This window comes from Nocardia sp. NPDC059195, assembly GCF_042754695.1.
In the GTDB taxonomy this organism is placed as follows: domain Bacteria; phylum Actinomycetota; class Actinomycetes; order Mycobacteriales; family Mycobacteriaceae; genus Nocardia.
Genome location: NZ_JBHZBG010000001.1, coordinates 226707 through 251919, shown reverse-complemented (window position 1 = coordinate 251919; position 25213 = coordinate 226707). Strand labels below are relative to the sequence as shown.

Sequence of the window (25213 nt, the reverse complement as noted above, 5' to 3'; positions counted from 1 at the left end):
TCTATCCTCTCAACAGCCCAGTCGATGAGCCTGCGGAACCCCAACGCTGGGGACTATCTCCATCAACTCGCATTAATGGAACTGTATTCCCGTTTAAGACACGAGGATGTGACTCATGCCGGAGATTCGCGAGCCCATCGCGGTGTAGAGCGGTTCGAGAACCTTCGGTCCTGCGCGGCGGCCGTGGCCACCCGCACCGGTGTCCACGCCTCCCGACGACCAGGTGCCTGATGCGGCTACTGAGCTGATCGAACCGAAGTGCCGCGCGCGCAGCCGATCACAGCATGCGCCCTCTGCCATGCGCGGCGAATTCCAACTCCAGTGCGTGCCGGTCCGCCTCGGTCATCCGAGCGTAGTGCGGTCGACCGCGCCCCGCCCAGCGGTGGACCGGTTCGTCGGTGCGCCAGCCCTGTTCTTGCAGTTCGCGTTTGAGTACCTTGTTCGACCCGGTCACCGGGAGGTTCGCTGAGACACGCAGGAGCCGGGGAATACCTTTGCTACCGAGATCGGACTGGGCACAGAGGAATTCGGTGAACGCGTCGATATCGAAGCCGACCGGATCGGCGACCTCGACAGCGGCCATGACCTGATCGCCCGAGCGTGGGTCCGGTACCCCGAACACGGCGGCGGCGATGACTGCGGGGTGACGGCGCAGGACCTGTTCGATCATGAGCGCCGAGGTGTTCTCGCCATCGACCCGGATCCAGTCGCCCTTGCGCCCGGCGAAGTACAGGTATCCGGCGGTATCGATGTAGCCGAGATCCCCTGTCCAATACCAGCCGTTGCGGACGCGGTCGGCATCGGCGACCTCGTTCTTGTAGTAGCCCTCGAACGCGAGCGCACCGGCCTTGTCGATCATTTCCCCGATGGCCTCGTCGGGATTACGGACCCGGCCGTGCTCGTCGAGCTCGGCCCGCGAGCACTCCCGCAAAGTGTCCGGGTTCACCACCGCCACACTGGCGTGCGCGGGCCTGCCGAGCGCGGCGGGCGGCGCGGCCGGGTCGAGGGCCGCCAGATTCGGTCCCTCGCTGGAGCCGTACCCTTCGAACAGCTTCGCGTCGAAGCGTCGTCGGAACTCGTCCTGATCGGCCACCGACGCCTCGGTACCGAACCCGCGCACCAGTGAATTGTCCGAATCTGTCGCGGTTTCGGGCGTGGCCAGCAGATACCCCAACGCCTTACCGACGTAGGTGAAGTAGGTCGCGCCGAAGTACCGAACATCCGGAAGGAATTGCGACGCCGAGAATTTCGGGATCAGGCAGACCGTCGCGCCGACCGACAGCGCGGGCGCCCACAGCGCCATGATGGCATTGCCGTGGAACAGCGGCATACAGCAGTAGTCCACGTCGTCGCGGACATGCCCGAACTTCGCCGTCGCCGCGTTCGCGACCGTCGCGAGGCGGCGCTGGGTGCACCGCACCGCCTTCGAGGTGCCGGTAGTGCCGGAGGTGAACAGCAACAGCAGCAACGCGTCCGGTCCGCCCACCGCCGAGGGCTGCACGTGGCAGGCATGGATCCGGTCGGCATAGCCGGGATCGTCGACCAGCAGGAACCGATCCTGCGCGAGACCGAGATCCAGCTGCCGCAACCGCGCCATCCCCGCGGCATCGGTGACGATCAGCTGACAGTCGACATACCGGACATCGGCAGCCAGTTGGGCGTCACCCCGGGTCGGATTGAGACCCGCCACCGTCGCGCCGGCCAGAGCCGCTGCGCCCAGCCAGAAGACGAAGTCGGGCACATTGTCCAACAGGACCCCGATGTGGAACGGGCCGTCGCGGCGCAGGGTGCGGGCGAGCTCCGCGCGGGCGCTCGACTCGCGGACGACCGCGTCCCAGGTCCAGTCGGTATCGCGGGTGCGCAGGCCGAGTCGGTGGTCGCCGAGCCGGTCGAGCAGCATGGTCGCGATATCCGCACGGCCCTCGGCCATTCGCTGCGGCGCCCCTGGGCTGTTCGGATCGATGATCGCCATGCTGAGACTCCTTGTTCCGGTGGAGCCTACCTCGATGCATGGAAGGTCATGATCAGTCCGTTGATCTGGGATTCTTGCGCTGATTGGCGATGAAGCGCGCCTTCTTCTCACGATTCCCGCACGTGTTCATGTCACACCATTTACGAGTGCGACTCTGGCTGGTGTCGAAGAAGGCGGCCCGGCGCCGGCGTTCCACGTCGTGGTTCCCTCGCTACCGGGATTTGGTTACAGCGACAAGCCGGCCACCACCGGGTGGGGAACCGAAAAGATCGCGGCCGCATGGGTGGAGCTGCGGGCTTCTCGCCTGGATCCTGGACAAGTTCGCTGAGTGGACAGATACCGACGACAGCCCGTTCGAGACGATTTACATAGACCGGATTCTCGACGACGTCACCCTGTATTGGCTGACGCGAACCGGTGCATCGGCGGCCCGCATCTACTACGAAAGCCACAACTCCCTCGACCCCGAACTTCGGGTCGACGTCCCGTCAGCAATCACTATGTATCCCCGCGATATCGAAAAGTGTCCGCGCGTCTGGGCGCAGGAGCGGTACCGGCAGATCGTCCGATGGAGCTCACCCGAAGCCGGGGGACATTTCCCGTCGCTGGAGGTTCCCGAGTATTTCGTCGAGGACCTGCGAGAAGGCCTCGCGGCGGTACTGGCCGCTGATGTCCGATCGCCGTTTCATCTGCCCTCGGGCACACAGCCGATGTAATAGGGTTCGCGCGTCCGCCGATGGTAACGGTGAGATAGCTGATTGTGCGAGCTGAGGATTTTGCGTGTGGATGACATCGAATCGTTTATCGGGGCGGTGTCACGGTTCGCCCGGCTGCCGGTCTCGAACGACACCGATGCGGTGTTGCTCGACTTGACCCAGACCGTCACCGCACTTCTCGACCTGACGGGAGCCGGAGTCAGTCTGGCGACCAGCGGACAATTGCGTTACGTCACCGCGGCCTCCGAACCCGCCGCTGAGCTGGAGCGATGTCAGGAGCAGTTTCGGTCGGGGCCGTGCTGCGTCGCGCACACGACCCAGGTGACAGTGCCGGTCACCGATGTGGGGCAATACACCGTGCGCTGGCCGGGCTACGTGGCCGCCGCCCGGCGAGCCGGTATCGCCGCGGTAGCCGCCATACCGATCACCCACGGCACCGAAGGGGTCGGGGTGCTCGACCTCTACGCCGCCCAACAGCGATCATGGTGCAGCGCCGACCTCGAGGCCGCACGGGCGCTGGCCGATATCGTCGGCGGGTACCTCGTCAACTCCGCCGTCCAGCACCACCAGCGGCAGCTCACCGAGCAGCTTCAGCGAGCCCTGGACACACGGATCGTGATCGAGCAGGCCAAGGGCATCCTCGCCAACGAGAACACCATCGATATGGACCAGGCGTTCGCGCTGATCCGCAACCATGCCCGCCGCCACCATGTCACCGTGCAGTCGGTGGCGAGCGCGATCGTCGAACTTCATCTGCGATTGTGAGTGGCTGCGACAGCGGCCAGGACGGCCGAGCGGGTGGCCAGTCCCCACACGCCGTTCTCCCGCAGCCCGAGCACCCCGCACAGTGCGGCAGTCCGGGGAGATAGGTCGGGCAGGCGGCACAGCGGGCAGCTGCCCGGTCGGTGCCCGAGCAGCGCGGCACACGCTTGGGCGAATCCGGACTGGTAGGAGCCTCTGGTCAGCGGAATTCCGGCGGCGCGCACCGCGTCGTCGGCGTTGCGTGGCGCTCGTGAGATCACGGCCTCGGCGAAGATCGGCAGGTCTTCGCTGGTGTCACCGACAGCCAGTGCGACATGACCGCCGAGCCGAGCCGACAGTGCGCGCAGACCGGTGCCCTTATCGATCCCGTGCGGGACGAAATCTGTTTGCCCCGCCCCGACGACGACGCGCACCGCTCCGTCGGTCATCGAGGTGATCGCGCGGGTCAGCTCAGCGGGGATCGGTCCGCGTTGCGACCTGGCGCGCACACTGTAGCGGTAGCGCCGGTCCACCTCGATGCCATCGTGCGCGTCGAGGTAGCGGCGAATCTCGTGATCGGTCTGCGCGGCGCTGCCGTCACGCAGGTCGGCGCAGTGCCGATTCCGGTGGTCGTAGAGCGCGGTGCCGTACTCCACCACCGCGCCGGCCAGGCCGAACTGTCGGCACCGGGTCACTGCCTCGGGCAGGCTGCGTCCGGTCACCAGAACCGGCCGATACCCGTGCACGAGCAGGGCCCGCAAGCCGAACGCGGCGGCCGGCGTGGTGCACGGGAAGCCCAGCGGATCGGTCTCGAGGACTCCGTCGAGGTCGAGTGCGCAGATCGGGGCCGCCGCCCTGGTGCTCGCCGGCTGGGGAACAGCGAAGACCGTGGACAGGTAGTCGTGCACGGCCTCCGCACAACGGTCTTCGAGGTCGGGACCGGCCAGCTCGTCGGCCCAGCCGAGCCCCCACAGCTGCGTGAGCCGATACAGCAGCCACTTTTCGGGATCGACCGTTTCGCCGGTCTGCGCGAGATAGGCGCTGCGCAGCTGGGATTCGAAGGTGCCGGAGGGGGGATCGGCGGCGGCGCCCGCGAGGTCGAAGATCGCGTCGTAGCAGGTCATTTCCAGGTTGCTGAAGGAGAACTGGTGAAAGTCGACCTTGCGCAGTGGTCCGGTCGGCTCGGCGCGCAACCAGTAGCGGGCATGGGTGTGGCCATCGGGGATGCTCGCCGTGTCGACCCGCAGCAGGTGGCGAACGATTCGATCGATGAGCACGGTCTGCCCGGCAGGCCTGAGCCGGCCGAACTCCCGGCTCAGCAGCCCGGCCGCCACCTCCCAGGCCGGCCGGCGTCCACGCAATCGGGTGGTCGGGTCGGCACCGACCCGCAGCGCACGCCGACGGTCGACCACATAGCGAGCGATCTGCTCGGCCGCCGCGCTTTCGGCAGGTGCGTGGGTACCCGGAACCCAGTCGCGGTAGAGCAAGCCGTCGACGAGCCCGTACACCGAAGGAAAATGGCCAGGCAGGGCGGCTGCCACCGCCAGCGCGTGCCGCCCGAAGTAGCCGAGACCCGCGCCTTCGACGGCGATCTCGCGGCGAATCATGTCGCTGCCGGTGGTGATCTCCACCGTGTACCGTTCGCGCACGCGAGCCCGGCTGCGTCCGTGCGCTCCGGGCCGATGCCGCGCCACCACTTCGTGTCCCGGGCCGAGCAGCCCGGCCAGCGTCGCACCGACAGCCTCCTCGGTCAGCCGCTGGTGCACACTCCACTGCGGCCAGGGCAGCGTGATCGTGTGCCAGCACCGGATCGTCGTCGGCGGATCGGTTCCGGCCAAGGCCAGCAGCAAGACGATCGCGCGTGCGGGGATGCCGAGCTCTTCGACGGCTCGTCCCGTCCGAGCCAACGCGGTTCCGGTGACCGGCGGATCGTCGATCACCACGATCGTGCCGCCTGCGGCCACGACCGCGCGCAGCTGCGCCGCCTCGGTGCGCCGCCATGGCAGGCCGGGGCGGTAGGTGCACACAGACACTGCCGTCGCCCCGGCGAGCTCGAGCGCGGCGGCACACAGCGGAGCCAGATAACTTCCCGAGGTCCGAACCCCGACAACGCAGATCGGCGCCGAGCGCTCGACGTCCTTCAGCAACCGGTGCGCAAGCTCGACGACGTCGTCCGGGTGCTGGTCGAAGCTGCGGAAACACGTGGGAATCCGCAGGAGGTCCGCGCGCAGCCGCCGGGTTGCCCGCACTGCCGTGGTGCGGCCGATCGACAGGTCGGCGGCGGGATCGAAGACAGCGTGTCCGCACCGGATCGACATCTCGCCCAGCGCGTCGCGCAGCCGCCACAGCTCGCCCGCACCCCGGCCGACAGCGATCGGGCCCAGCACCAGCGCCGTGCCGCGGGCCAGGGCGGCGGCGAGGTGGGCACCCCAGGCAGCGCTGTCGTCGAGAAAGTCAGCGGCGCGGTGCAATTGGAGCGGATCGGGATGGAGGTGATCCTCGACCAGCTGGTTCAATCCTGCGGTGAGCAAGAAGGTGTCGAGCCGGTCCCGGTCGGCGATCGCCCGGCCCAGCAGGTCGGTGACCGTCTGCGCGGTGCAGAGCAGATCCAGCGGTGCCACCCGCTCACTCATGGGCGAGGTCGATCCGCGGCGTGGTCCATCGTCAGTACGCGGCGCTCGACGTAGCCGCGCAGTGCGATGCGCCCACTGTCGAAGCGACTGAGCGGAACCCGTTCGAAGGCGTACTCGGCGAGATGCTGCCGGGTGCCGCCGAGCCGGTCCTTGACGTGGGCGAGCGTGCTGACTCCGCCCGATTCGCCCATGTCGAAGTAGCGGCACCCGATCCGGCACGCATGTTCGACGGCCAAGAACTGCATCAGCTCATGGGCCCGCAGCGGCCCGGCCAGCTCCCGGTCGCTGAACGCACGCCAGCCGACACCGACCCCACCATGGAAGACCGCGATGGCGGCGGCGATCGGGATCCCGTCCAGGCGCGCCACCCAGATACGGCACTGATCCTCGAATGCCGCTGCGACGGTACGGAACCGGCGCAGCGGTTCGGCCCGCATCGCCCGCAGCCGGGCCACCCGGCGCGGCATCCGCCGCTGCACTGCCCGCCGGGCCACCCATCGCAGGTACACGTCGTACAGGTCCTCGACCAACTGGGGGGAACTACCGACCTCGATAACCAGCCCGGCACTGTCTGCCTTGCGGCGGGCACTGCGAATGCCCGTGCGCGCCTTCGAACTGAGCCGCCGCGACCAGACCTCATCCAGCCCGCCGCCGAGGTCGAGCACATGGGTCTGCACCGGAATCCGAACCGGGACACGGCCACTCGCCCCCGACGATGCTTCACGCCAGGCCGCGGCCGCTGCGAAACCGGGCCGCAGCAAAGTCTGGAGCTCTCGGCCCGCGGCGAGATCGGCCAGGACCACCGCGACATCGCCGACCCCGGCACCGCCGGGTGCCACGATTCCACCCGACCCCCAACCGTGCGGGAACGAGGCCTGCACGGTGAGCAGCTTCGGGTCGCCCGGTGATCCGGCGAAGGCGCGGCGAACCAGCGGTAGCACGGCCTGCCTGCCGCCGGGCAGTTCGTAGAGCCTGCTGGCCTCGGTCCAGCCGTCGGCTCGGCACACGGAGTCGGACCAGGCGGGCAGATGTGACGGCCCCGCAAGGGGATCGGCGGCGACGATCTCGTCCCACACCGCGCGTGGCGCCGGACTGGTCACCCGCGCTGGGCCCCGCGGTGTCTGCACGTCCCACGTCAGCGTTGTCATCGTCTCAGTACCGTTCCCCGGGATAGACCCGGACGTAGTCGATGAGCATCCGGGCCGGGAACACGGTGTCGCGGTCCGGCGACCCCGGCCACTCGCCACCGACGGCGAGATTGAGCAGCAGGTAGAACCGGTGATCGAAGACCCAGCCCGGACCGGCTTCGGCTCGGGTCAGCGTGCGCGTGGCCTGTCCGTCCACCAGCCAGGTGATCCGGTCCGGCGCCCACTCGACGGCGTAGGTGTGCCAGTCCGTCACCGACTGTCCGGCCGGGAGGCGGAATTCGGCACCGAAGTCGAGTCCGGGCCCGTGCACGTGCTGCTCCACCGAATCGGTTCGCGCGCCGAGCGTTTCGACGATATCGATCTCGCCCGCCGCCGGATGTCCGACGGCGTCGATGTTCTCGCCCAATAGCCAGAAGGCGGGCCAGAGCCCGGCCCCGCTCGGCATGCGGATCCGTGCTTCGAACGTGCCGTAGCTCTGGGCGAAGGCGACACCGCGCCGTTGCCGGGTCGTCAGCTTTCCGCTGGTGTAGCGGCAGCGCCCGTACCAGCACGAGTGCCCGTCCGATCCTTCACGCGCCTCGATCACGAGGTTTCCCCGGCCGTCGAGCGCGGTATTGACGCCGCGGGTGTAATACTGCAATTCCTCGTTGCCCCAGCCGGTTCCGCCGACATCGGGGCGCCAGATCGACGGATCGGGTGCTGCGCCGGGCGGGCCGTCGAACTCGTCGGCGAATGCCGGCCGGGTCTGGTCGACGGTCGTCGAGGCCTGGCCGCAGCCGGCACCGAGCAGGGCGACGGCCACCACGATGCCGACGCGCGAGGACGCACGATGGTGCCGCACGGTCATATCGCCACCACCGCGATGCCTCGTGGAGTCCGGCCGACCGGGCCCGAGCCGGTTGCCCGCAGTGTCCGGGTGTCGATCACGGTCACATCGTCGGAGTACACATTGGCGACGTAGAGCAGGCGCCCGTCCGGGCTCGCCGTCATCTGGGCGGGCGCGGCGCCGGTCTTGATCGGTTCCCCGATCACCCGCAGTGTCGTCGTGTCGATGACGCGCACATCATTGGAGTTCTGGCTCGCGACGAAGACACGCTTTCCGTCGGCGCTGGTGACGATCCCGGTCGGATAGCTCCCGACCGGGATCGGCTCCCCGACGACCCGCCGGGTGTCGGTATCGACGACCGAGACATCGTCGGAATTGGCGTTGGCGATATAGACCCGACGCCCGTCCGGGCTCACCACCGCCCGCGCCGGAGCCTTGCCGACGACGATCGGGTTGCCCACAACGGCCAGCGCCTCGGTGTCGATCACGCGCACGTCGTTCTGGTATTGGCTGGTGGCGAAGATCCACCGTCCGTCCGTACTGATCGCCAGACCGCCCGGCGCGTCGCCGATCTTCATCGGCTTGCCGACCATGCGATGGGTGGTGGTGTCGTAGGCGCGCACGTCGTCGGTCTCACCGCCCGCGACGTAGAGGCGACCCCCGTCCGGGCTGACGACCACGCCCGCCGGATAGGTGCCGACCCGGATCGGGTCACCGACGGTGCGGCGGGTGGCGATGTCGACCACCGTGATCACGCTGGCCGTGGGACTGACGACATAGGCCCGGTCGCCGGTCGGACTCACCACCACGTCGGACGGGATGGGACCGACCTCGATCGGTTCCCCCTGACCGGCCCAGGTCGACGCGTCGAGCACGCGCACGTCGCTGGTCTGCGCGTTGGCCAGCAGGACGTAGCGGCCGCCCGGCAAAGGATCGACAGGGCCGGGCACGCTTGTCCCACAGGCGGCCACGACCGCGGCGGCGACACTCACCAACAGAGCCGCACGCACGCGCGCTCGGAGCGCGGGCCTAGACATCGCGGAAGCCGATCACGCGTTTGACGCAGCCCCGCAGAGCCTGGTCGACGCGATAGACAGGGACGCGCTCGAGCCAGTACTCGCAATAGTCGTAGGGCTCGGCACCGAAGTAGCCCTTGAATCGGGCCAAGCCGGGCGAGGCACCGGACTCTCCCATGTGGTAACTACGGCAGCCGCTGCGGCACGCGTCTTCGATCGCCACCGTGTGCAGGAGCCGGTTCGCCGTCGGGAAGGCGCGCGATTCGTCCATCGCTCCGCGGGTGTAATGCGCGTTCGCCCCGCAGCGCAACACAAGGATCGCAGCCACCGGACGGCCATCGAACCAGGCCACCGACACCTGACATCCGCGACCGAGGTGCGCGGCGATCGTAGCGAACTTGCCTGCCGGATCCCGATGTCGCCCACAGAGTCTGGCGAGCCGCACGGGTTCGTGCTGCTGTCGCGCCCACCGATCCAAGGAGCGCTGCAATAGGTCGTAGAACACCGGAACGAGGCGGCCGGTGGTGTCGGTCTCGACCCTCACCCCGGCCCGCTCGGCGCGCCGGACGGCGGTGCGCGTCGCGGCCTTGAACCGGTGCTGCCACACCTGCTCGAAACCACCCTCCAAATCCAGAATGTGCGCGCGTGCGGGCACCGCAGTGACGCCGGTGCGCGCCGCGGCCACCTCGGCCCACGCGGCGGCGTGCACCGGGTTGGGGCGGATGTGTATCCGCAGCGCCGGTGTCGCGGACAAGTCGTCGAACACCGCGGACACGAGATCGGGCGCGACCCCGTCGGGCGCGATCAGCCCGCCGTACCCCCAACTCTTGGGCAGCGACTGCAGAATCGTCGACCCGCCGGTCGGATAGGTCCGTCGAACCAACGGGAGCAGCGCCCGGCGACCGTCCGGCATTTCGTACAGTCGGCTCGCGTCCCGGTAGTTCCCCGTCGCGACGAGGCAGTCCAGCCATTGCGGCGTCTGGGTAGGCACCGAGTGCGCGTCCGCTCGGTGCAGCTCGGCCCACACATCTCGTGGCACCCCCACGGTCACCCTGGGTGCCGATGAGCCGATCGCGGTTGTCGTTGGCGCCATGTCCAGCTCCGTTCACGCGGTGACAGCCGCGCTGCCGCTCAGATCGAGGTCTCGCGCAGCCAGGCGATGGTGTGATCGATCCCGGCGGTGATGTCGACGTGCGGATCCCAGCCCAGGCTCTGGTGGGCCGCGGTGTGATCGAGCGCGATGGCCTGGATCTCCCCGGTCCGTGCCGGTGCGTACACCGGGGGATCGTCGATGCCCAGCGCCGCCGCCATCATGCGGTGCAGTTCGGTGGTGGTGGTCTGTACTCCGGTGCCGATATTGAAGGTGCCGGTCAGTGATTCCGGCGCCGCGCCCGCGCTCCGGAACGCGTCGACGACATCACCGACATAGACGTAATCGCGGGTGGCGGTGCCGTCGCCGTAGATGGTCCCCGGATGTCCGTGCAGCAACGCACAGCCGAAGATCGCGACGACGCCTGCTTCCCCGCGCGGATCCTGGCGTGGCCCATAGACATTCGACAACGCGAGGCTGATCGGTGCCATCCCGTACATGTCGGCATACGCGGCGAGGTACAGCTCACCGGCGACCTTGGCGGCCGCATACGGCGAAAGCGGATGGGGTGGTGCGTCCTCGCCGATCGGCAGCGCGGTGGGGGTGCCGTAGCGGGATCCGCCGGAGGCGGCGAAGACGACACGGCGAGTCCCGGCCTGCCTGCACGCCTCGGCCACATTGATGGTGCCCAGCACATTCGTGCCCGCGTCGGAGCAGGGATCGCCGACCGATTTGCGGACATCGACCTGGGCCGCGAGATGGAACACCACCTCCGGTGCCACCGCGCGCACGATCTCGGCGAGCTCGTGCCGGTCGACGCCGGTCTCGGCGAAAGTGAACGTGTCGTGCCGAAACGCACTGTCCAGATTGCCTATTCGACCGGTGACGAGATTGTCGATACCGACGACAGTGTGGCCGTCGGCGAGCAGACTGTCGACCAGATTCGAGCCGATGAATCCGGCAGCGCCGGTAACGAGGGTGCGCATGGTCAGGTACCTCCTGGTGGTCTCGATGACTGGCCGGGCATCGTGATGACTCCGCGCGTCGATCGGTGACCGCGCAATCGGCGGTAGGTTCGCCACGCCTTGGTTCGCCACGCCTCCGGATAGGGCGCGACAGCAGCGTCTCGGCCGCAGAGCCAGGCTGTCAGCTCGTCGATGGTGGTCGTCGAGCGAATAGTGAGCCGGGCCAGCGCCAAGGGATCGTCAGCAGTCGAGCTCAACGCATCGCCCACAGCGGCTGCCGAGGTGTAGCCCGCTAACTGCGCCTGGCGCCGGACCTGTGTCGAGTGGAAGCCGTGGGGGTAGGCGAAGCTGCGGACTTCCCGGCCCATCGCGTCCTCGAGCAGGTCCTTGCATTCGCGGATCTCGGCCGCCGCCACCCGTTCTCGCAGGGTGTCGAGCTGCGGATGGGTGTGAGTGTGGGCGCCGATCTCGACGCCGTGCTCGGCCAGTTCGGGAAGTTGCGACCACGCCAGCATCCGGGCCGGTGGCAGGCACAGCCGCGAGGACTGGTGCGGTCCGCGCAGTGCGCCAGTCGTCACGTAGAGCGTGCACGGGATCTGATGGGCGGCGAGAACCGGTGCGGCGTCGGCGAAGTCGGCGAAGCCGTCATCGAAGGTCACCAGCAGCGGGCGCGCGGGCAGCGCCCGGCCATCGCGGAGCGCGTCGGTCAGGGTGGTGACGGTCATCGGCGTCCGGTCGCTCGCCGCCATCAGCTCGACGTGCCGGGCGAAAGTCCGTGGCGACACGGCATAGGGCGCGATCCACCCCGCCGGATCGACCGACACGCAGTGGTAGAGCAGGATCGGGACGATGGTCATGGCCGCGCCGATCGATAGATCCGCACCGCCGCCGCCCCGGTGGTGATGACCGCCAACGACACCAACCGCGACGTAATCGAATCATCGCGCGCCGCCGTGAACGCGACACTGACCAGCAGGCCGAAGGACACACTCAACGCGATTCCCACCACCCAGACCTCGATGTCCTCCCGCAACGGCAGCAATCTCGCGACGGCGAGACCGGGACACAGCAGCACGAACGCGAAGACGACGAGCGTCCGCAGCACCGACAGCGGCGAATCGGGGGAGATGGCGTGCACGCACAGCAGCGTGACCCAGCCCGAACCGGCCAGCACCCAGGTGGCGGCCGACGTCGCACGCAGACCACGTCGCAATGCCGCGGGATCGGGAAGCCGAAACCGGCTGAGGCCGACGGGAATTCGCGTCATGTTCTCACTCCGGTGCCGGTTGGGTCAGGGTGAACACCACGGCGTGCGTGTTCCGGTAGAGCTCGGTGAATCTCGGTGACTCGGACAGCGTCTGCTGGATCCGGTCGAGCGCGTCGCGCGGTAGGTCACCGGACAGCGTCATCCCGGCGCTCTGGCTGCGGGTGAGGATGAGGTACGAGTGGTGATGACGTTGCGCGGACATCATGTCGCCCAACTGCGAGACCGGCTCCGCGACAATGTCTTCCCGGTCATCGGCGTCGAAGGTGGCAAACCACATGTGGTCGTAGAACTCGAAATTCTTGAACGCCCAGGGAAAGCCGCTCGTCGCGCCGATGACCAGCGACCCGCGCGGCGCGATACCGTAGACGAACTGAGCCGCCGCGTATTCCTCCGGCGCGAAGTAGGCCGTTTGCTCCTTGCCGTAGTAGCCGAAACCGAACCCCGTCACGAGCAGCAGCAACACCACCGGCAGCACCAGCCGACCGAACCGGCGTCCGCGCGAGCGGGGCGCGTCGACGGCCGGGCGTGGGAAGAACGCGGCCGCCGCGTAGAAGGCCACGAAGGGCAGCCCGAACAGGTAGACCCGGAAGACCATCTCACCGCCGTAGTCGTTGCTGAGGATCAGCGGCAGCGGTGCGACGGCCAGCAGCGGCAGCGCGAGTTCACCGCGCCCGCGGAAACGACGGGCGAACCCGATGACGGCCATGAGCCAGATCGCGGCACTCAGCGCACGGTCGACCTCGGCGACCACGACCTGACTGCGGCTGCCCGCATCCAGATCGATGAAATTCGCCCCGGCATTCGACTCGGCGTTGCCGAAGTTCGCCAGCAGGCCGGAGAGGTTCTCGCTCAGCCATGGCCCGGCGACGAGCAGATCCCAGCCCACCGTCATAGCGACCATGAGGACCGTCAACACGAAGACTCGCCGCACACGGAACACGGCGAGCAGACCCAGCGCCAGGATGACCATCGGCGCCGTCAACTGATGGGTCGGCACGATCGCCGCCATCATCGGCACGATCGCGACCACCACGATCACCCGCCGGTCGAAGCCCATGGACTCCCGGCGCAGATACCGCAACACCAGCGCCACGATCGTGAGGTACAGGAAGTTCGCACAGGCCTGTGGAGCGAAATAGTCCTGGCCCACCCACGCACCGAGGACGTAGATCACGATCGCGGACCAGATCAGGCGCCGATCGGTGCTGAAGGTCGCGAAGATCAGATACAGCGGGCCGATCAGCAGCAGGTTGAACACCGGCGGCGCCCAGGCGGCGTAGCCGAGCGAGGACTCCAACCCACCGGCTTTCACCAGCATCGCGTTGAGATTGAAGAAGCCCGGCCAGAATTGGTACACCGCCAGCTCGTTCAGCGTGGTGTCGACGCCGTTGTGCCGCTGGAAGAAGTCGACGATGCCCACGTGCTTCCACGCCCACGAATAGCGCAGCGTCTCATAAGTCACCGACGGCGTCGCGTGCATTATCGCGATCAGGACGACAACATGCGCGGCCAACAGCCGCGTCGTCGCCTTTGCCTGCACCAGCACACCGAAACTCACCAGCAGCACAGCCAGTGCCGCCCAGAAGGTGAACGGCAGCAGCGGCAGCAGGCCGTAGTCACCGATGCGATCGAGCTCGATGCGGGGCAGCGAAACCAGCCACAACCCTGTCGCTACCGCCACACCGATGTAGCGCCAGGCGCCGGTCCGCCGGAACGCGGGTCGCGCCGCCGGTGTGCGATGTCCCGCGCGGGTGCCCGCGGCATAGCCGATCGCGGTAGCCATGACCCCCACCATCATCACGACCGCGGTGACGAATCCCCAGAGGCGCCCGCGCAATCCGGCACCGAGGTTGCGCAGCACCCCCAGCGGCACCGTCGATCGCAGATACGACCGTTCACTGGCCAAGGCTCGATCGGAGCCCGCGAGAACACTGACTTTCGCCTTGGACAGGCCTTCGGAATAGCAGCGCGAGCGGAAATACGACCACGTCGCGCGCGTGCCGGGGACGCTGTGCCACACCCGCGCCGCGGGTTCATAGACATGCACGCCATCCGGGTGGCCGCGCTGCAGGCGGATGCACAGCTCGGTCTCCTCACAGCCGAGCGGCCGTGTCCCCACCCGGCCGAGGTCGATATGGAATCCGCCCGATTCGACGAGCAGCTCACGCCGAAACGACATATTGGCGCCGATCATGTTGCGCACCGCCGCGCGCCCGGTGGCCATGCCGCGATAGCTGCAGCCGACCACCCAGTCGAATTCTGGGGGAAACCAGGACGGCCGTGCTGTGAGCCAGTTCGCGGTGACCAGGCCGCCGACACCGAGCACAGCGGGATCGGCGTAGGGCGCGGCGAGTTCGGCCAGCCAGTCGGCGTCGGCGAAGGCGTCGTCGTCGAGGAACGCCACGATATCGCCTGTGCTGACCGCTGTTCCGGTGTTGCGGGCGCCGGACAGCCCTGACGCGTCGCGGTTCGCAACGACCGTCACGCCGGGCAGGGTGCGTGCGCGATCCAGTAGCGCTGTGTTGTGGTCGATCACCACCACGATTTCCTCGGCGGGCCGCGACTGCGCCTGGATCGAGGCGACCGCGAGAACCAACGTGTCCCAACGGTCCTCGGCATAGGAACAGATGACAACCGAGACGGTCAGCTGGTCGAACCGCCCTCCGTGATCCGGTGCGGGTGCAGGTGCGGCGTCGGGGTCCCATTCGGCTTCGAATTCCACGAGATCTGCCGGTGCCGCAGCGGCTGCCGAGACCGGCCGATCCGATCGGTCGGCGGCACCGACGAGTTCCGTGGCGCGCTGCTGTGCCTCGAGCTTCGGGGCGAGGTCGGCGAACGCGCGCAGCACGGGTTCGGCATTGAGGGCCCACCAGACGCGGTGCTCGCGATAGACACCGCATGTGCGCGACAACGCCGCGACATGATGCAGCCAGGTCAGCAGGATCGCTATCCGCTCGTCCAGCGGGTCGCCGCGCGCCGCGGCACCACCGACGAGGTCGAGCTGACGACGTTCGCGCTCGGTGAGGCCACCTGCGCGCAACCGCCGGGCCAGCACCGAGCCGAGTTCGCGCTGTTCGACGGTGCAGGATGCCGTCAAGACCAGGTGGTACGCGTCGAGCGCGCAGAGCCAGTCCGGCCGAGCGCCACCCCAGTCGATGATGGCGGTAACGCGCCCGGATTCGAGCAAGACGTTGCCGCTGTGGAAGTCGCCGTGCGCCCAGCCGATCACCATGGTGTGGTCGGCCAGTGCCGCGCGCACCACGGTCCTGATCCGGTCAGCAGTGTCGATCGATGCGGGGGAGAGGGTCCGGCACATCTCGGTCAGGGTGTGCACGGGCTCGTCGACCCATTGGGTCAGCATGGTGTCATCCACTACGGCGAGGCGACCTGTGCGGCGGTGCAACTCGTCGATCGAGGTGAGCGCGAGCGTCGTCAGGGCCTCGAGCCGGTCCGGGTGCGCGGTCAGGACCGTGGTCAGGTCTACGCGCGGATGGTATGTCTCGATGGAAGCCACCCCGTCGGCGTCGTCGCCGAACGCGAGAACGCGGGGGAGCAAGGGCCAGTCGCCGAGCGGGGAGTCGGCGGACAGGATCTCCCGTTGCCGGCGCAGGTCAGCGGCGGCCAGCGGAGACCTTGCGACTTTCAGGACCGCGGTCGGCGGACCGTCACCGTGACCGAGGTAGGCGACCGCGACATCGGTGACCGTCCGGACGGGCCGGGCGCGGGTCCATTCCTTCGAGGGCACATCGGTATCCAGCCGTGCGGCCCGACGCACCAGGTCGCGACTCGCGTCGGCGGAATCCGGCCTGCGCAACACTGCCCTCGCTCGGTCCAGGGCCTTCCGTCGACGCGTGGCTCCGGCCACCCTGAGCACGAAAAGTGCTGCCGCACTGCGTAACCGGACCGACATCGGCGCTGCGACCATCGTCCGGGGCGCATCGACGGACCACCAGAGGTCGCGGCGCACGAGCAGTGCGCAGGCAATCGAGGTCTGGCTCAGCAGACAGGCCACCCCCGCTCCGACCACGCCGACGAGGTCCAGCAATACCCACGCCAGGCCGACAGTGAGCACGAAGTTCGATGCCTGGATCGTCAGGAGCAGACCCAGCCGGCGATGCGCCCGTGCCGAACTGATCGCCGTCGAGACCAGCAGACCAGGAACCGCCGCGAACGCGAGCACGCGCAGCACATCGGCACCCGCGCGGTACTCGCTGCCGAAGATAGCGAGCACGACCGGGGCGAGCACGAGCACCGCGGCCACGATCGGAAGCACCAACTTGGCGCCATGGACCAGGATCTGATGCACATTGCGAGCCAGCTGTGACGGATCGGCAGCGGATTCCGCGACGAGGGAAGTGCCGAAATTGACATTGATCAGGTGGATGACGTTCGCGATGGCCCAGGCGATCGAGAAGTAGGCGGTCGGCACGGGGCCGAGTGCGTGGAGCACAAGGATGGGCAACAGCATCGCCGCACCGATCGAGCACACCGATCCGACATAGTCGACTGTCACGAAGCGAGCGATCTGCGGCATCGGCGGCAGCGCCTCGGTGAGATTCGCTGCCCGGACCCGGCGGGGGATCGCCCACAGGAAGAGGTAGGCGCCGACGAGCACGACGATGGCCGCCGATGCCACCGTCCACGACGCGAAGATGCCATAGCGAGGCAACGTCGAAGCCACGGCTACGACCAGCACCAGCTTGGTCACCGCGAACATGATGTTGGCCAGCGGGACAACGGAAGTGCGCCGCAATCCGACCAGCACACCGTCCTGCAGGACGAACAGGGTGACCGCGACGGTGCCCGCGACGAACAGCACCTGGGCCCGGTCGTCGGACAGAAAAGTCGTGCCGGGCGCGAACACCCCGACCGCCAGCACCGAACCCACGGCGATGATCAGAGCAAGGCTCGCGCTGACCACATGTGCCCCCGCGATCAGCGCGGTCGTGCGGCGCCCCGCGGTCGGCACGAACCGGACCATGGCACTGGACAGGTTCAGCTGGGCAACCGTGGCGGCGAGCACCGCCATCGAAATCACGGCCGCGTTGCTGCCCACCGAGGCGGCGTCGTAGTGCCGCGCGACGAGCGCCCAGAAGGCGAACCCGATCAGCGCTGACAGCCCGGAGCTGGCCGTCAGCAGTATGCCGTTGCGCAGCAGTGGTTTACGCCAATCCCGGGCGAACGTGCCGAGCATGGCCGGTGCTGGCGTTGCCGACAGCGCTCGTCGCCGTGCCATCCCGACACTCACTGCCGACCACCCGGACTGCTCGCCCTGTAGGTGCGCCACCGGCTGACCACGTACGCCACGGGCCCGAACAACACGCCGCGCTTCTCGAGCCTCGCCAGATCGCCGGGCAGTCCGTCGTAGCGGCCACGATTGCGATCCGAGGCCGCGCCGAAGGTGTACCCGAGCCCGCGAGGCAATCGCCGCACCAGCCCGGCGACCATCGCGGGCTCGTGGACCAGCGCACTGGTCAGGAACGCACCGAGCCCGACGCCATAGCCGTAGGCCTGATTGCGCAGCGCTGCCATATCCCGGTGGTGGCGATGCCACACCACCGCGCTGGGCTGGTACACCAGCTGATGTCCAGCGACGACAACACGGAAGAACCCGGCCAGATCGTCACCGCCACGCGCGAACGTGCCGGCCCCGATCGCCGGGTCGAACCCGCCGAGTCCGCGCAAGACCGCGGTATCGAACGCCATATTGGCGCCGGAACCGAACCGGCCCGCGGTGAACGGGAACAACGGATCCGCGGGCCGGTTCCGGCTGGTGTCGAAGACGTGCAGTTCGAAGCCTTTGTCGAACCCGCCGTGTTGCTCGAGCAACAGCTGCGCAGGCGTTTCGAGTTGGGCGGGCAGGATCAGGCCGGTGACGCAGGCGACGTCGGGTCCGGAAGCGAAGCCTTCGGCGATCCCGGTCAGCCAATGCCGGTCGACCACCACATCGTCGTCGACGAAGGCCACGATCTCGCCGCGGGCCGCGGACAGTCCCCGATTATGTGCCGCCGCAAGACCGCGCTGGTTCTCGCGGACATACCGCACGCGGCCACCGAAACGCCGCGAGATCGCCGTGGCGGTCTCCTCGGTGGTCGGGTCGTTGTCGACGACGACGATCTCAAAAGCCGGATACTCCATCCGCAACAGCGCGTCCAGGCACTCGCACACACTGTCCGGCCGATCCCTGGTGGCGACGACGACGCTGATCACGGGAGCGTGCAGCAGCAGCTCCTCATGCCAGCGCAGACACTGCGCCGACACCACCGGCTCGCGCGCCACCTCGGCGAGGCACTCCGCTCGGGGCAGCCCGTCCGCGGCCAGGTGCGCGTTGACGGCGTCGCCGACCGCCGTCCAGACCGTCGGAGCATGCCTGTGCCAGGACAGGCCGAGCCGCCCATCCAGCACCGCGATCCCGACGGGGTGCCCGTGCAACCGCAGCAGCGCCAGGATCTTCGCCGGCCGCACCGACGGATCCGCGAGCACGAGTTCGCTCTCCGGCAAGCTCAGCTCGACATCGATCCGCCCGATCGGCAGATCGGTCTGCTCGAGCGCACGCGCCGCACCCGTCTCCTTGAATTCCCGGTGCGGCTTCAGGTACCTGGTCACGGCGATCATGACGATCCCATCGCGATGCCGGGAGGTGTATTCGGCACCGGTTCAGCCGCCCGCACAGACCCCATCCGATGACCACGCACCACGGTCCGCAGGACCCGGGTTCCGTCGTGGATCGCGCGCAGGTTGGACTGGCCTGCCCGCCGCGGTAACTCCAGGCTGGGCACCTCCGCGATCCGCAAACCCGCCTGCATCGCGCGCACTGTCATCTCGGCCTCGATCTCGAAGCCGGTCGCGCACAGATTCAGATGCTCGAGATAGCGCCGATGAAACGCGCAATACCCGTAGCACAAATCGGTGAGGCGCGTGTGATAGATCGCGTTGAACACCGTCAGCAGGAACCGGTTACCCCAACGCCGGATCCGGGTGATGTCGAGCGAACCGCCGCCGCCGATGAAACGCGATCCCTTGACGAAGTCGTAGCCGTTCTCCAGGAAGTGCACGTAATGCGAGATCTCCTGCGGCGACATACTGCCATCGGCGTCCATCATCACGATCACATCGCCTGTCGCGGCGAGAAATCCGGCGCGCAGCGCGCAACCCTTTCCGAGGCCCTGCTGCGGCACCACCTTGATATCGGGCCGGGAGCTGCGGGCGGTGATCAGGGTCGCGTCCGTCGAGCCGTCGACAAGGATGACTTCGGTAATGCTGTCCGGAATCTGGTCCAGCACCCACGCGATATTGCGTGCTTCATTGCGCGCTGGAATAACCAGGCTGACAGCAGTTTTCTCAAACATGGGACACACCTCATCTGAGGACGCCGGTCATCACAACGGCGGCCGAAGCAAAAAGTACTGAAAGCAAATCTGACGCCGTTCCGTGCGAAATGTGCACGGTGCGGCAAGGCTGCAGAATGCGAAGTATCGGCTATCAGTTCAGTGGCGGTGAGTGCTCACCGTGGTTGCCGCTGCGATGGCAGCGCGGGCGCTCTTGGCGCATTCGGGAGAATTCTTGAGCCATCTCCACTTACCCTTCCCGCGGTGAGGTGGTCGAGAGCACCGGCGGGGTCTGGGACGGTGTGTGCTGAATGAATTGTCGCAACAACGGTGACGAACGTTACACTGGCTCGACCCGAGTGGACCGCGTGACGATCGCCCTCGCCGAACAGGCTGAGGACGAACCTCTTTCGCCGGGCGCGAGCCCGGTGCAACGGCGCCGTGGTCAGTGACTGGCGGCAGGCTCGTCGGCGACGACAGTGATGATGCCGGGGGAGATGTCCGATTCGAGTGCCTGGACGGCGCGTATCATTTTCGGCCGGATCAGCCGGAGTTGACAGGCGTAGAGTTGGTAACCCGAGGCGACAGGAGTTGGCGATGTCCATACGCGCCAGACCAGCGATAGTCCGGACTGCTGCGATCGCCGTGGCCGTGGGTGCCGCCACGATCTTTGGCACGGTCGGTCAAGCATTCGCCGACGTCGAACCCGGTGCCTACACGTCCACGACGTGGTTGTCAGGCATCGTGCTCCTGGAACGCGACGCGCGCGTCGAGGGCGGGGACCTGGTCTTGATAGGGCGGTATCCAATTCATTCGACGCCCGACGGCGGCTACGTGGATCTGTTTCCCGGCCATCGAGTCGTACTGATCAGCGACGGACATGGTGGGTACCAGGGCCCGGCGTATTTGGGTGGAGTCGTGATCGGCGCCATCACGCTGACACCCCAACGCTGACCGATCAATCACCAATCTCTGATGTCACGCTTCCTGCATGCAGGGGGTTTACTTGACATAATGTGCATTATCGGCGTTTGAAGGCGGCCGGTCGGGAGGGGTTTTGCGGATGCGCGTGCGGCGTGCGCTGAGTTGTATCGCGCGCTGAAAGGCACTCGGTGTTCACCTGCCCGCATTGCCGTTCTGTGTGCGCTGGCATTTCGCGGCGCTTGTTATTCATGGCATTTCGGGGCCCGGGATGAAAATTGACGAAAATCCGGGTTATTTCTCAGGTTGACCGATTAATGACCGTTCGTGCTGAATGTGCTAATCGGCCGATCCGGGCTCCATATCCGCGGAAACCGATCCGGCCACCCGAAGGGTGGCACTCCCCCGTCCACTTGCCCAGGCTTAATTCGTCACAGTGACGAAACTATGGAATGTTTCCCGGCTGGCGCACGCATCGCAAAGATGCGGTGCGCGACGGTATTTCGCGTCGCGCTCGCCCAAGCTGGATTCGATCCGCCCGCGCAACGCGTCCAGGCGCTGCCCGAACTCTTCGATGTCGGTTGGCGAGAGATGTGTGTACGCATCGACGTCAGATATAGCCATCTGCTGTGTTCAACCCCTGTTCCAGTGCCGCACGCCGGGCGCGGTCCTGGTGAGAATACGAACTCGAGGGGTCGATTCGGTGCGATGCGCGGTAATTGGTTAGACGTAACAGACGGCGGCAGTGATTGCGGTGTCAGTGACTACTTTCCGTGGCGGGGTCGTAGATCTTGTCGACCTCGGCGGCGTACTTCTTCATGACCGCTGAGCGCTTGAGCGACATCTTGGGCGTCAGTTCGCCGGTTGCCTCGGTCCAGTCGACCGGCAGGATGCGGATCTTCTTGATCGCCTCGGCATGTGACACCTGCTTGTTGGTGTCCGCGACCGCCGCATCGATCTCCGCGGCGAGATCGGGGTTCTCGATCAGGGCCTCGTTCGAGGTGTCGGCGGGCAGGTGATGGCTTTGCTTCCATGCCGGGAGTACTTCGGGGTCGAGGGTGATCAGGGCTCCGACGAACGGGCGGCCGTCGCCGACGACCATCGCCTGGCTGATCAGCGGGTGGCCGCGCAGCGAATCCTCCATCAGTCCCGGGGAGATGTTCTTTCCGCCCGCGGTGACGAGGATTTCCTTCTTCCGGCCGGTGATGGTGAGGTAGCCGTCGCGGTCGATGGTGCCGAGATCGCCGGTCTCGAACCAGCTGTCGGCGAAGGCGTCCTCGGTGGCCTGGGGGTTGCCCCAGTACTCGTGGAAGACGACCGGGCCGCGCAGCAGCAACTCGCCGTCGTCGGCGATCTTGACGGCGTGGCCTTCGGTCGGGCGGCCGACGGTGCCGACCCGGGTATTCGTCGGGGTGTTCACGGTGATCGCGGCGGTGGTCTCGGTGAGTCCGTAGCCCTCGTAGATCGGGATGCCGACACCGCGGAAGAAGTGACCGAGCCGCGCGCCGAGTGGTCCGCCACCGGACACGGCCGCCTCGCATCGTCCGCCGAGCGCGCGGCGCAGCGTGCGATACACGAGTTTGTCGAACAGGGCGTGGCGCAGTGTGAGCACGACACCGGGGCCGCCGGCGTCCAGCGATTCGCTCCAGGCGATGGCGGTTTCGGTGGCGAGGTCGAAGATCTTGCCCTTGCCGTCGGCGTGCGCCTTCTGCTTCGCGCCGTTGAAGACCTTTTCGAACACGCGCGGCACCGCGAGGATGAAGTGCGGGCGGTAACTGCCGAACTGGTCGACGAGCGTGGACCAGTCGGAACTGAACGCGACGACCACCTTGGCATCGAGCGCGGCCAGTGTCACCGCACGCGCGAAGACGTGGGCGAGCGGCAGGAACATCAGTGTCTTATTGCCCTGGGTGACGAACTCGCCCAGGGCGATACGGTCGGATTTCGACTCGGCGTAGAGGTTCCCGTGCGTGAGGATCACGCCTTTGGGTCGGCCGGTGGTGCCGGAGGTGTAGATCAGGGTCGCCGGGGAGGTCGCGCCGACCTCTGCGCGGCGGGTGTGGACGGTGTGGTCGTCGAGCTGGGTACCGCGAGTGGTCAATTCCTCGACGATGCCTTTGTCGATCTGCAGGATTTCGCGCAGTTCGGGCAGTGCGCCTGCGTCGATCTCCTCGATGATCCGGCGGTGTTTGTCGCTGTCGACAATCAGCAGTTTCGTCGCGGAGTCCTGCAGGATCCATTTGGCCTGTTCGGCGGCGGAGCTGTCGTAGATGGCGACGGTGCAGCCGCCGGTGGCCCAGATCGCGTGGTCGAGTACGACCCACTCGTAGCGGGTGGGTGCCATGATGGCCACTCGGTCGCCCGGTTCGATGCCCGTGGCGATGAGGCCCTTGGCCACGTCGGTGACCGTTCGCGCGAACTCGGCCGCGGTGACGTCGGTGAGGCCGCCGCTGCCGTTCGAGACGTTGAACAGCACCGTGCGGGGCGAGTTCTCGGCGTGCAGGAACACACTGTCGGAATTGTTCGTGTGTTCTGGAATCGTGTAGGAAGCCGGGGCTTCGAACTCATGCATCACAGGGGCCTTCCACGTGGGTTGATCAGTTACTGCGCGGGCGCGTGCTCGATGCCCAGACGCAGCATTCCGCGCAGGTCGTAGGCGTTGGTGGCGACCGCACCGAGGACCAGGCCGACCGCGAGTCCGGCGAGGGTCATCCACAGACCCTGTGCCATACCGGCTTCGAGATGTCCGTCGAAGAACAGGATGGCGCGCACGGCCAGGTAGATCTGATGCATGGGTTCGAAGGTGGCCATGTCGGCGATCCAGCGCGGTGTCGCCTCGAGCGGGATGGTGCCCGAGGACGACGGGATGCCGAGCACCACGAACACGATGAGGTTGATCATCAGGCCTGCCGTGCCGAAGGCGGCCATCACCGACAGGGCGGTGACCGCGATGGCGGCGATCGCCAGTGTGCCATAGAGAAACAGCATCAGTGGCCGCTCGATGGCCATGTTCAGCAGGGTGCCGACAGCGAGGAACACACCGGATGCCAGTGGGGCGCTGATGGCGGCGATCCCCCATTTGACGAGCAGGGTGCGCCACCGGCTGATCGGGGCCGGCGAGGTGGTCTTGTGCCAGGGGCCGTATTCGGCGGGGATGTAGCCGAGTGAGGCGTCGACCAGCGAATTGATCATCATCGCGCCGCTGAATCCGACGATCAGCAGGACCAGGGTGTAGAAGAACGCCGCCAAGCCTTGGCCGGTGCCTTCGGGCAGCGGGTGATAGGCGGTGACCACGATGTCGATCGGCTCGCTGAGTTGCAGTCGGGCCGCGCCGCTGAGTGGTGTGGTGCCTGCCGCTGCGCTGACCTGCTCGGCGAGTTGGGCGCCGACGGTGCTGTTCACCTGTGTCATGGCTTGGTCGGCGACGGTGTTCATGATCTGCGCGGCGAGCGTGCCCGCCCGCGGATTGGTGAGCACGGAGATGATCGGCTGTTCGACCTCGCCCGGGACGATCGAGGCGGCGCCGAGGATGGCGACGCGTTTGGTGAAGTCGCCGGGGATGACGATGGCGCCGTAGACCTCGCCGTTTTGCAGCTGTCGCTGGGCTTCGTTGATGCCGAGTGGGCGCAGGTCGATTTTGTCGGCGGGGATGTTGTCGCTCAGTGCCGAGGCGATCTGCTCACCGATGTTGCTGGGCTTTCCGCTGACGGTGTCGCCGACGTCCTGGTTGACCAGGGCGATCGGGAAGTCGTGCAGGTGCTTCTCGGGGTCGGCGGTGTAGCCGAGGTACATGGTGCCCAGCAGCGCCGCCAGGATGGTGACCAGGGTGATCGGGGCCAGCCATTCGCGGATCGGCATGCTGCGCTGCTTGCGGGTGGGCGCGGTGTTGTCAGTCATGGCCTTCGTCAATGTAGTCAGCGACAACAAAGTAGTCAACGCAAACATTGAGTGATTGTCGGATATCCTGCTCGTACCATGTCCCTGCACACCCCCTACCACCACGGAGACCTCCGCGCCGCGCTGCTGACGCGCGCCGAGGCGACGCTGCGCGAGTCCGGCGTGGATGGGCTTTCGCTACGCCAGCTGGCCCGAGACACCGGTGTCAGTCACGCGGCGCCGAGTCGGCATTTCCGCGACAAGCAGGCACTACTGGATGCACTCGCCGTCACCGGCCTGGAACGTCTCGGCGCCTGCTTCGAACAGGCCGTGATCGATGGATCGATCACGGCACGCCTGCAGACGGTCGCCTACGCCTACCTACGTTTCGCCGTCGACAACCTCGAGCTCCTGCCGCTGATGTTCGCGCGCCGAAACAACTCCACCTCCGCCGACATCCAGCAGGCCGTCGACCGGGCCTTCGCGGTCCCGATCTCCCTCATCGCCGAAGGTCAGGCCGGCGGCGAGATCGTCGAAGGCGACCCGAAACGCCTGGGTGTCACCGCCCTGGCCGCCCTCCAGGGCCTGGCCACCTTCGTCGGTTCCGGCTACACCGCCGACTACGACTCCGAGCAACTACTCGACGACCTGGTCCGGCATCTCACCCTGGGCCTACTCCCCCGGTCCTCCCCCAGCTGACGATCGCCGAAGGCG

General features: G+C 67.3%; 17 protein-coding genes and 2 pseudogenes. 4 read left to right on the top strand and 15 right to left on the bottom strand.

What is annotated here, in order from left to right; all coding sequences use genetic code 11:
* Window positions 1-277: 277 nt before the first annotated feature.
* Window positions 278-1972 (bottom strand): AMP-binding protein, encoded by a 1695-nt coding sequence (locus ACFXKN_RS01160; protein ID WP_378948872.1) that lies wholly within the window; start codon window positions 1970-1972, stop codon window positions 278-280.
* Window positions 1973-2024: 52 nt separating this feature from the next.
* Window positions 2025-2153, bottom strand: a pseudogene (locus tag ACFXKN_RS01155) (CGNR zinc finger domain-containing protein); the annotation flags it as partial.
* Here ACFXKN_RS01155 and ACFXKN_RS01150 point away from each other — a divergent pair.
* Both ACFXKN_RS01150 and ACFXKN_RS01145 read left to right on the top strand, forming a co-directional pair.
* Window positions 2154-2688, top strand: a pseudogene (locus ACFXKN_RS01150) (alpha/beta fold hydrolase); the annotation flags it as partial.
* Window positions 2689-2754: 66 nt separating this feature from the next.
* Window positions 2755-3453 carry an ANTAR domain-containing protein gene (locus ACFXKN_RS01145; RefSeq protein WP_378948869.1) on the top strand — a complete coding sequence of 233 codons (699 nt, stop codon included), beginning with the start codon at window positions 2755-2757 and terminating at the stop codon, window positions 3451-3453.
* Here ACFXKN_RS01145 and ACFXKN_RS01140 read toward each other — a convergent pair.
* Genes ACFXKN_RS01140 through ACFXKN_RS01090 form a run of 11 tightly spaced genes read right to left on the bottom strand, consistent with a single transcriptional unit; the run spans window position 3438 to window position 19723 of the window.
* Window positions 3438-6062 (bottom strand): HAD family hydrolase, encoded by a 2625-nt coding sequence (locus tag ACFXKN_RS01140; RefSeq protein WP_378948866.1) that lies wholly within the window; start codon window positions 6060-6062, stop codon window positions 3438-3440. The two genes, ACFXKN_RS01145 and ACFXKN_RS01140, sit on opposite strands and share 16 nt — an antisense overlap.
* Window positions 6059-7210 carry a GNAT family N-acetyltransferase gene (locus ACFXKN_RS01135; protein WP_379432121.1) on the bottom strand — a complete coding sequence of 384 codons (1152 nt, stop codon included), beginning with the start codon at window positions 7208-7210 and terminating at the stop codon, window positions 6059-6061. Before ACFXKN_RS01135 ends, ACFXKN_RS01140 begins: the two co-directional genes overlap by 4 nt.
* A 4-nt stretch (window positions 7211-7214) precedes the next feature.
* Window positions 7215-8057 carry a family 16 glycosylhydrolase gene (locus ACFXKN_RS01130; RefSeq protein ID WP_379432120.1) on the bottom strand — a complete coding sequence of 281 codons (843 nt, stop codon included), beginning with the start codon at window positions 8055-8057 and terminating at the stop codon, window positions 7215-7217.
* On the bottom strand, window positions 8054-9046 hold the full coding sequence (locus ACFXKN_RS01125) for a beta-propeller fold lactonase family protein (RefSeq protein ID WP_379432119.1): 993 nt from the start codon (window positions 9044-9046) through the stop codon (window positions 8054-8056). The genes ACFXKN_RS01130 and ACFXKN_RS01125 overlap by 4 nt, the downstream gene beginning before the upstream one ends.
* 19 nt (window positions 9047-9065) lie before the next feature.
* Window positions 9066-10145 carry a GNAT family N-acetyltransferase gene (locus ACFXKN_RS01120; RefSeq protein WP_379432118.1) on the bottom strand — a complete coding sequence of 360 codons (1080 nt, stop codon included), beginning with the start codon at window positions 10143-10145 and terminating at the stop codon, window positions 9066-9068.
* Between the two features lie 38 nt (window positions 10146-10183).
* Entirely contained in the window at window positions 10184-11128 is a 945-nt protein-coding gene (locus ACFXKN_RS01115) for an NAD-dependent epimerase/dehydratase family protein (RefSeq protein WP_379432117.1), read from the bottom strand.
* A gap of 2 nt (window positions 11129-11130) precedes the next feature.
* Window positions 11131-11964: a polysaccharide deacetylase family protein gene (locus tag ACFXKN_RS01110; RefSeq protein ID WP_379432116.1), complete on the bottom strand. Its 834-nt coding sequence runs from the start codon at window positions 11962-11964 to the stop codon at window positions 11131-11133.
* Complete coding sequence (locus ACFXKN_RS01105; RefSeq protein WP_379432115.1) at window positions 11961-12374, bottom strand: hypothetical protein; 414 nt, start codon at window positions 12372-12374, stop codon at window positions 11961-11963. The genes ACFXKN_RS01110 and ACFXKN_RS01105 overlap by 4 nt, the downstream gene beginning before the upstream one ends.
* Before the next feature lie 4 nt (window positions 12375-12378).
* Window positions 12379-17610, bottom strand: a complete 5232-nt coding sequence (locus tag ACFXKN_RS01100) for a glycosyltransferase (RefSeq protein WP_379432114.1) — start codon at window positions 17608-17610, stop codon at window positions 12379-12381.
* Between the two features lie 8 nt (window positions 17611-17618).
* On the bottom strand, window positions 17619-18989 hold the full coding sequence (locus tag ACFXKN_RS01095) for a glycosyltransferase (RefSeq protein ID WP_379432113.1): 1371 nt from the start codon (window positions 18987-18989) through the stop codon (window positions 17619-17621).
* Window positions 18986-19723 (bottom strand): glycosyltransferase family 2 protein, encoded by a 738-nt coding sequence (locus ACFXKN_RS01090; RefSeq protein ID WP_379432112.1) that lies wholly within the window; start codon window positions 19721-19723, stop codon window positions 18986-18988. Before ACFXKN_RS01090 ends, ACFXKN_RS01095 begins: the two co-directional genes overlap by 4 nt.
* A 576-nt stretch (window positions 19724-20299) precedes the next feature.
* Here ACFXKN_RS01090 and ACFXKN_RS01085 point away from each other — a divergent pair.
* Entirely contained in the window at window positions 20300-20656 is a 357-nt protein-coding gene (locus ACFXKN_RS01085) for a hypothetical protein (protein WP_378948833.1), read from the top strand.
* Between the two features lie 724 nt (window positions 20657-21380).
* Here the strand turns inward: ACFXKN_RS01085 and ACFXKN_RS01080 are convergent.
* Together ACFXKN_RS01080 and ACFXKN_RS01075 are read right to left on the bottom strand one after the other, a co-directional pair.
* A complete protein-coding gene (locus ACFXKN_RS01080) occupies window positions 21381-23195 on the bottom strand; it encodes an AMP-dependent synthetase/ligase (protein ID WP_378948830.1) in 1815 nt (604 codons plus the stop codon).
* 29 nt (window positions 23196-23224) lie between these two features.
* Window positions 23225-24520 (bottom strand): DUF3533 domain-containing protein, encoded by a 1296-nt coding sequence (locus ACFXKN_RS01075; protein WP_379432111.1) that lies wholly within the window; start codon window positions 24518-24520, stop codon window positions 23225-23227.
* A 78-nt stretch (window positions 24521-24598) separates the two neighbouring features.
* Here ACFXKN_RS01075 and ACFXKN_RS01070 point away from each other — a divergent pair, with 78 nt between their 5' ends.
* Window positions 24599-25198, top strand: a complete 600-nt coding sequence (locus ACFXKN_RS01070) for a TetR/AcrR family transcriptional regulator (protein WP_379432110.1) — start codon at window positions 24599-24601, stop codon at window positions 25196-25198.
* Window positions 25199-25213 lie beyond the last annotated feature (15 nt).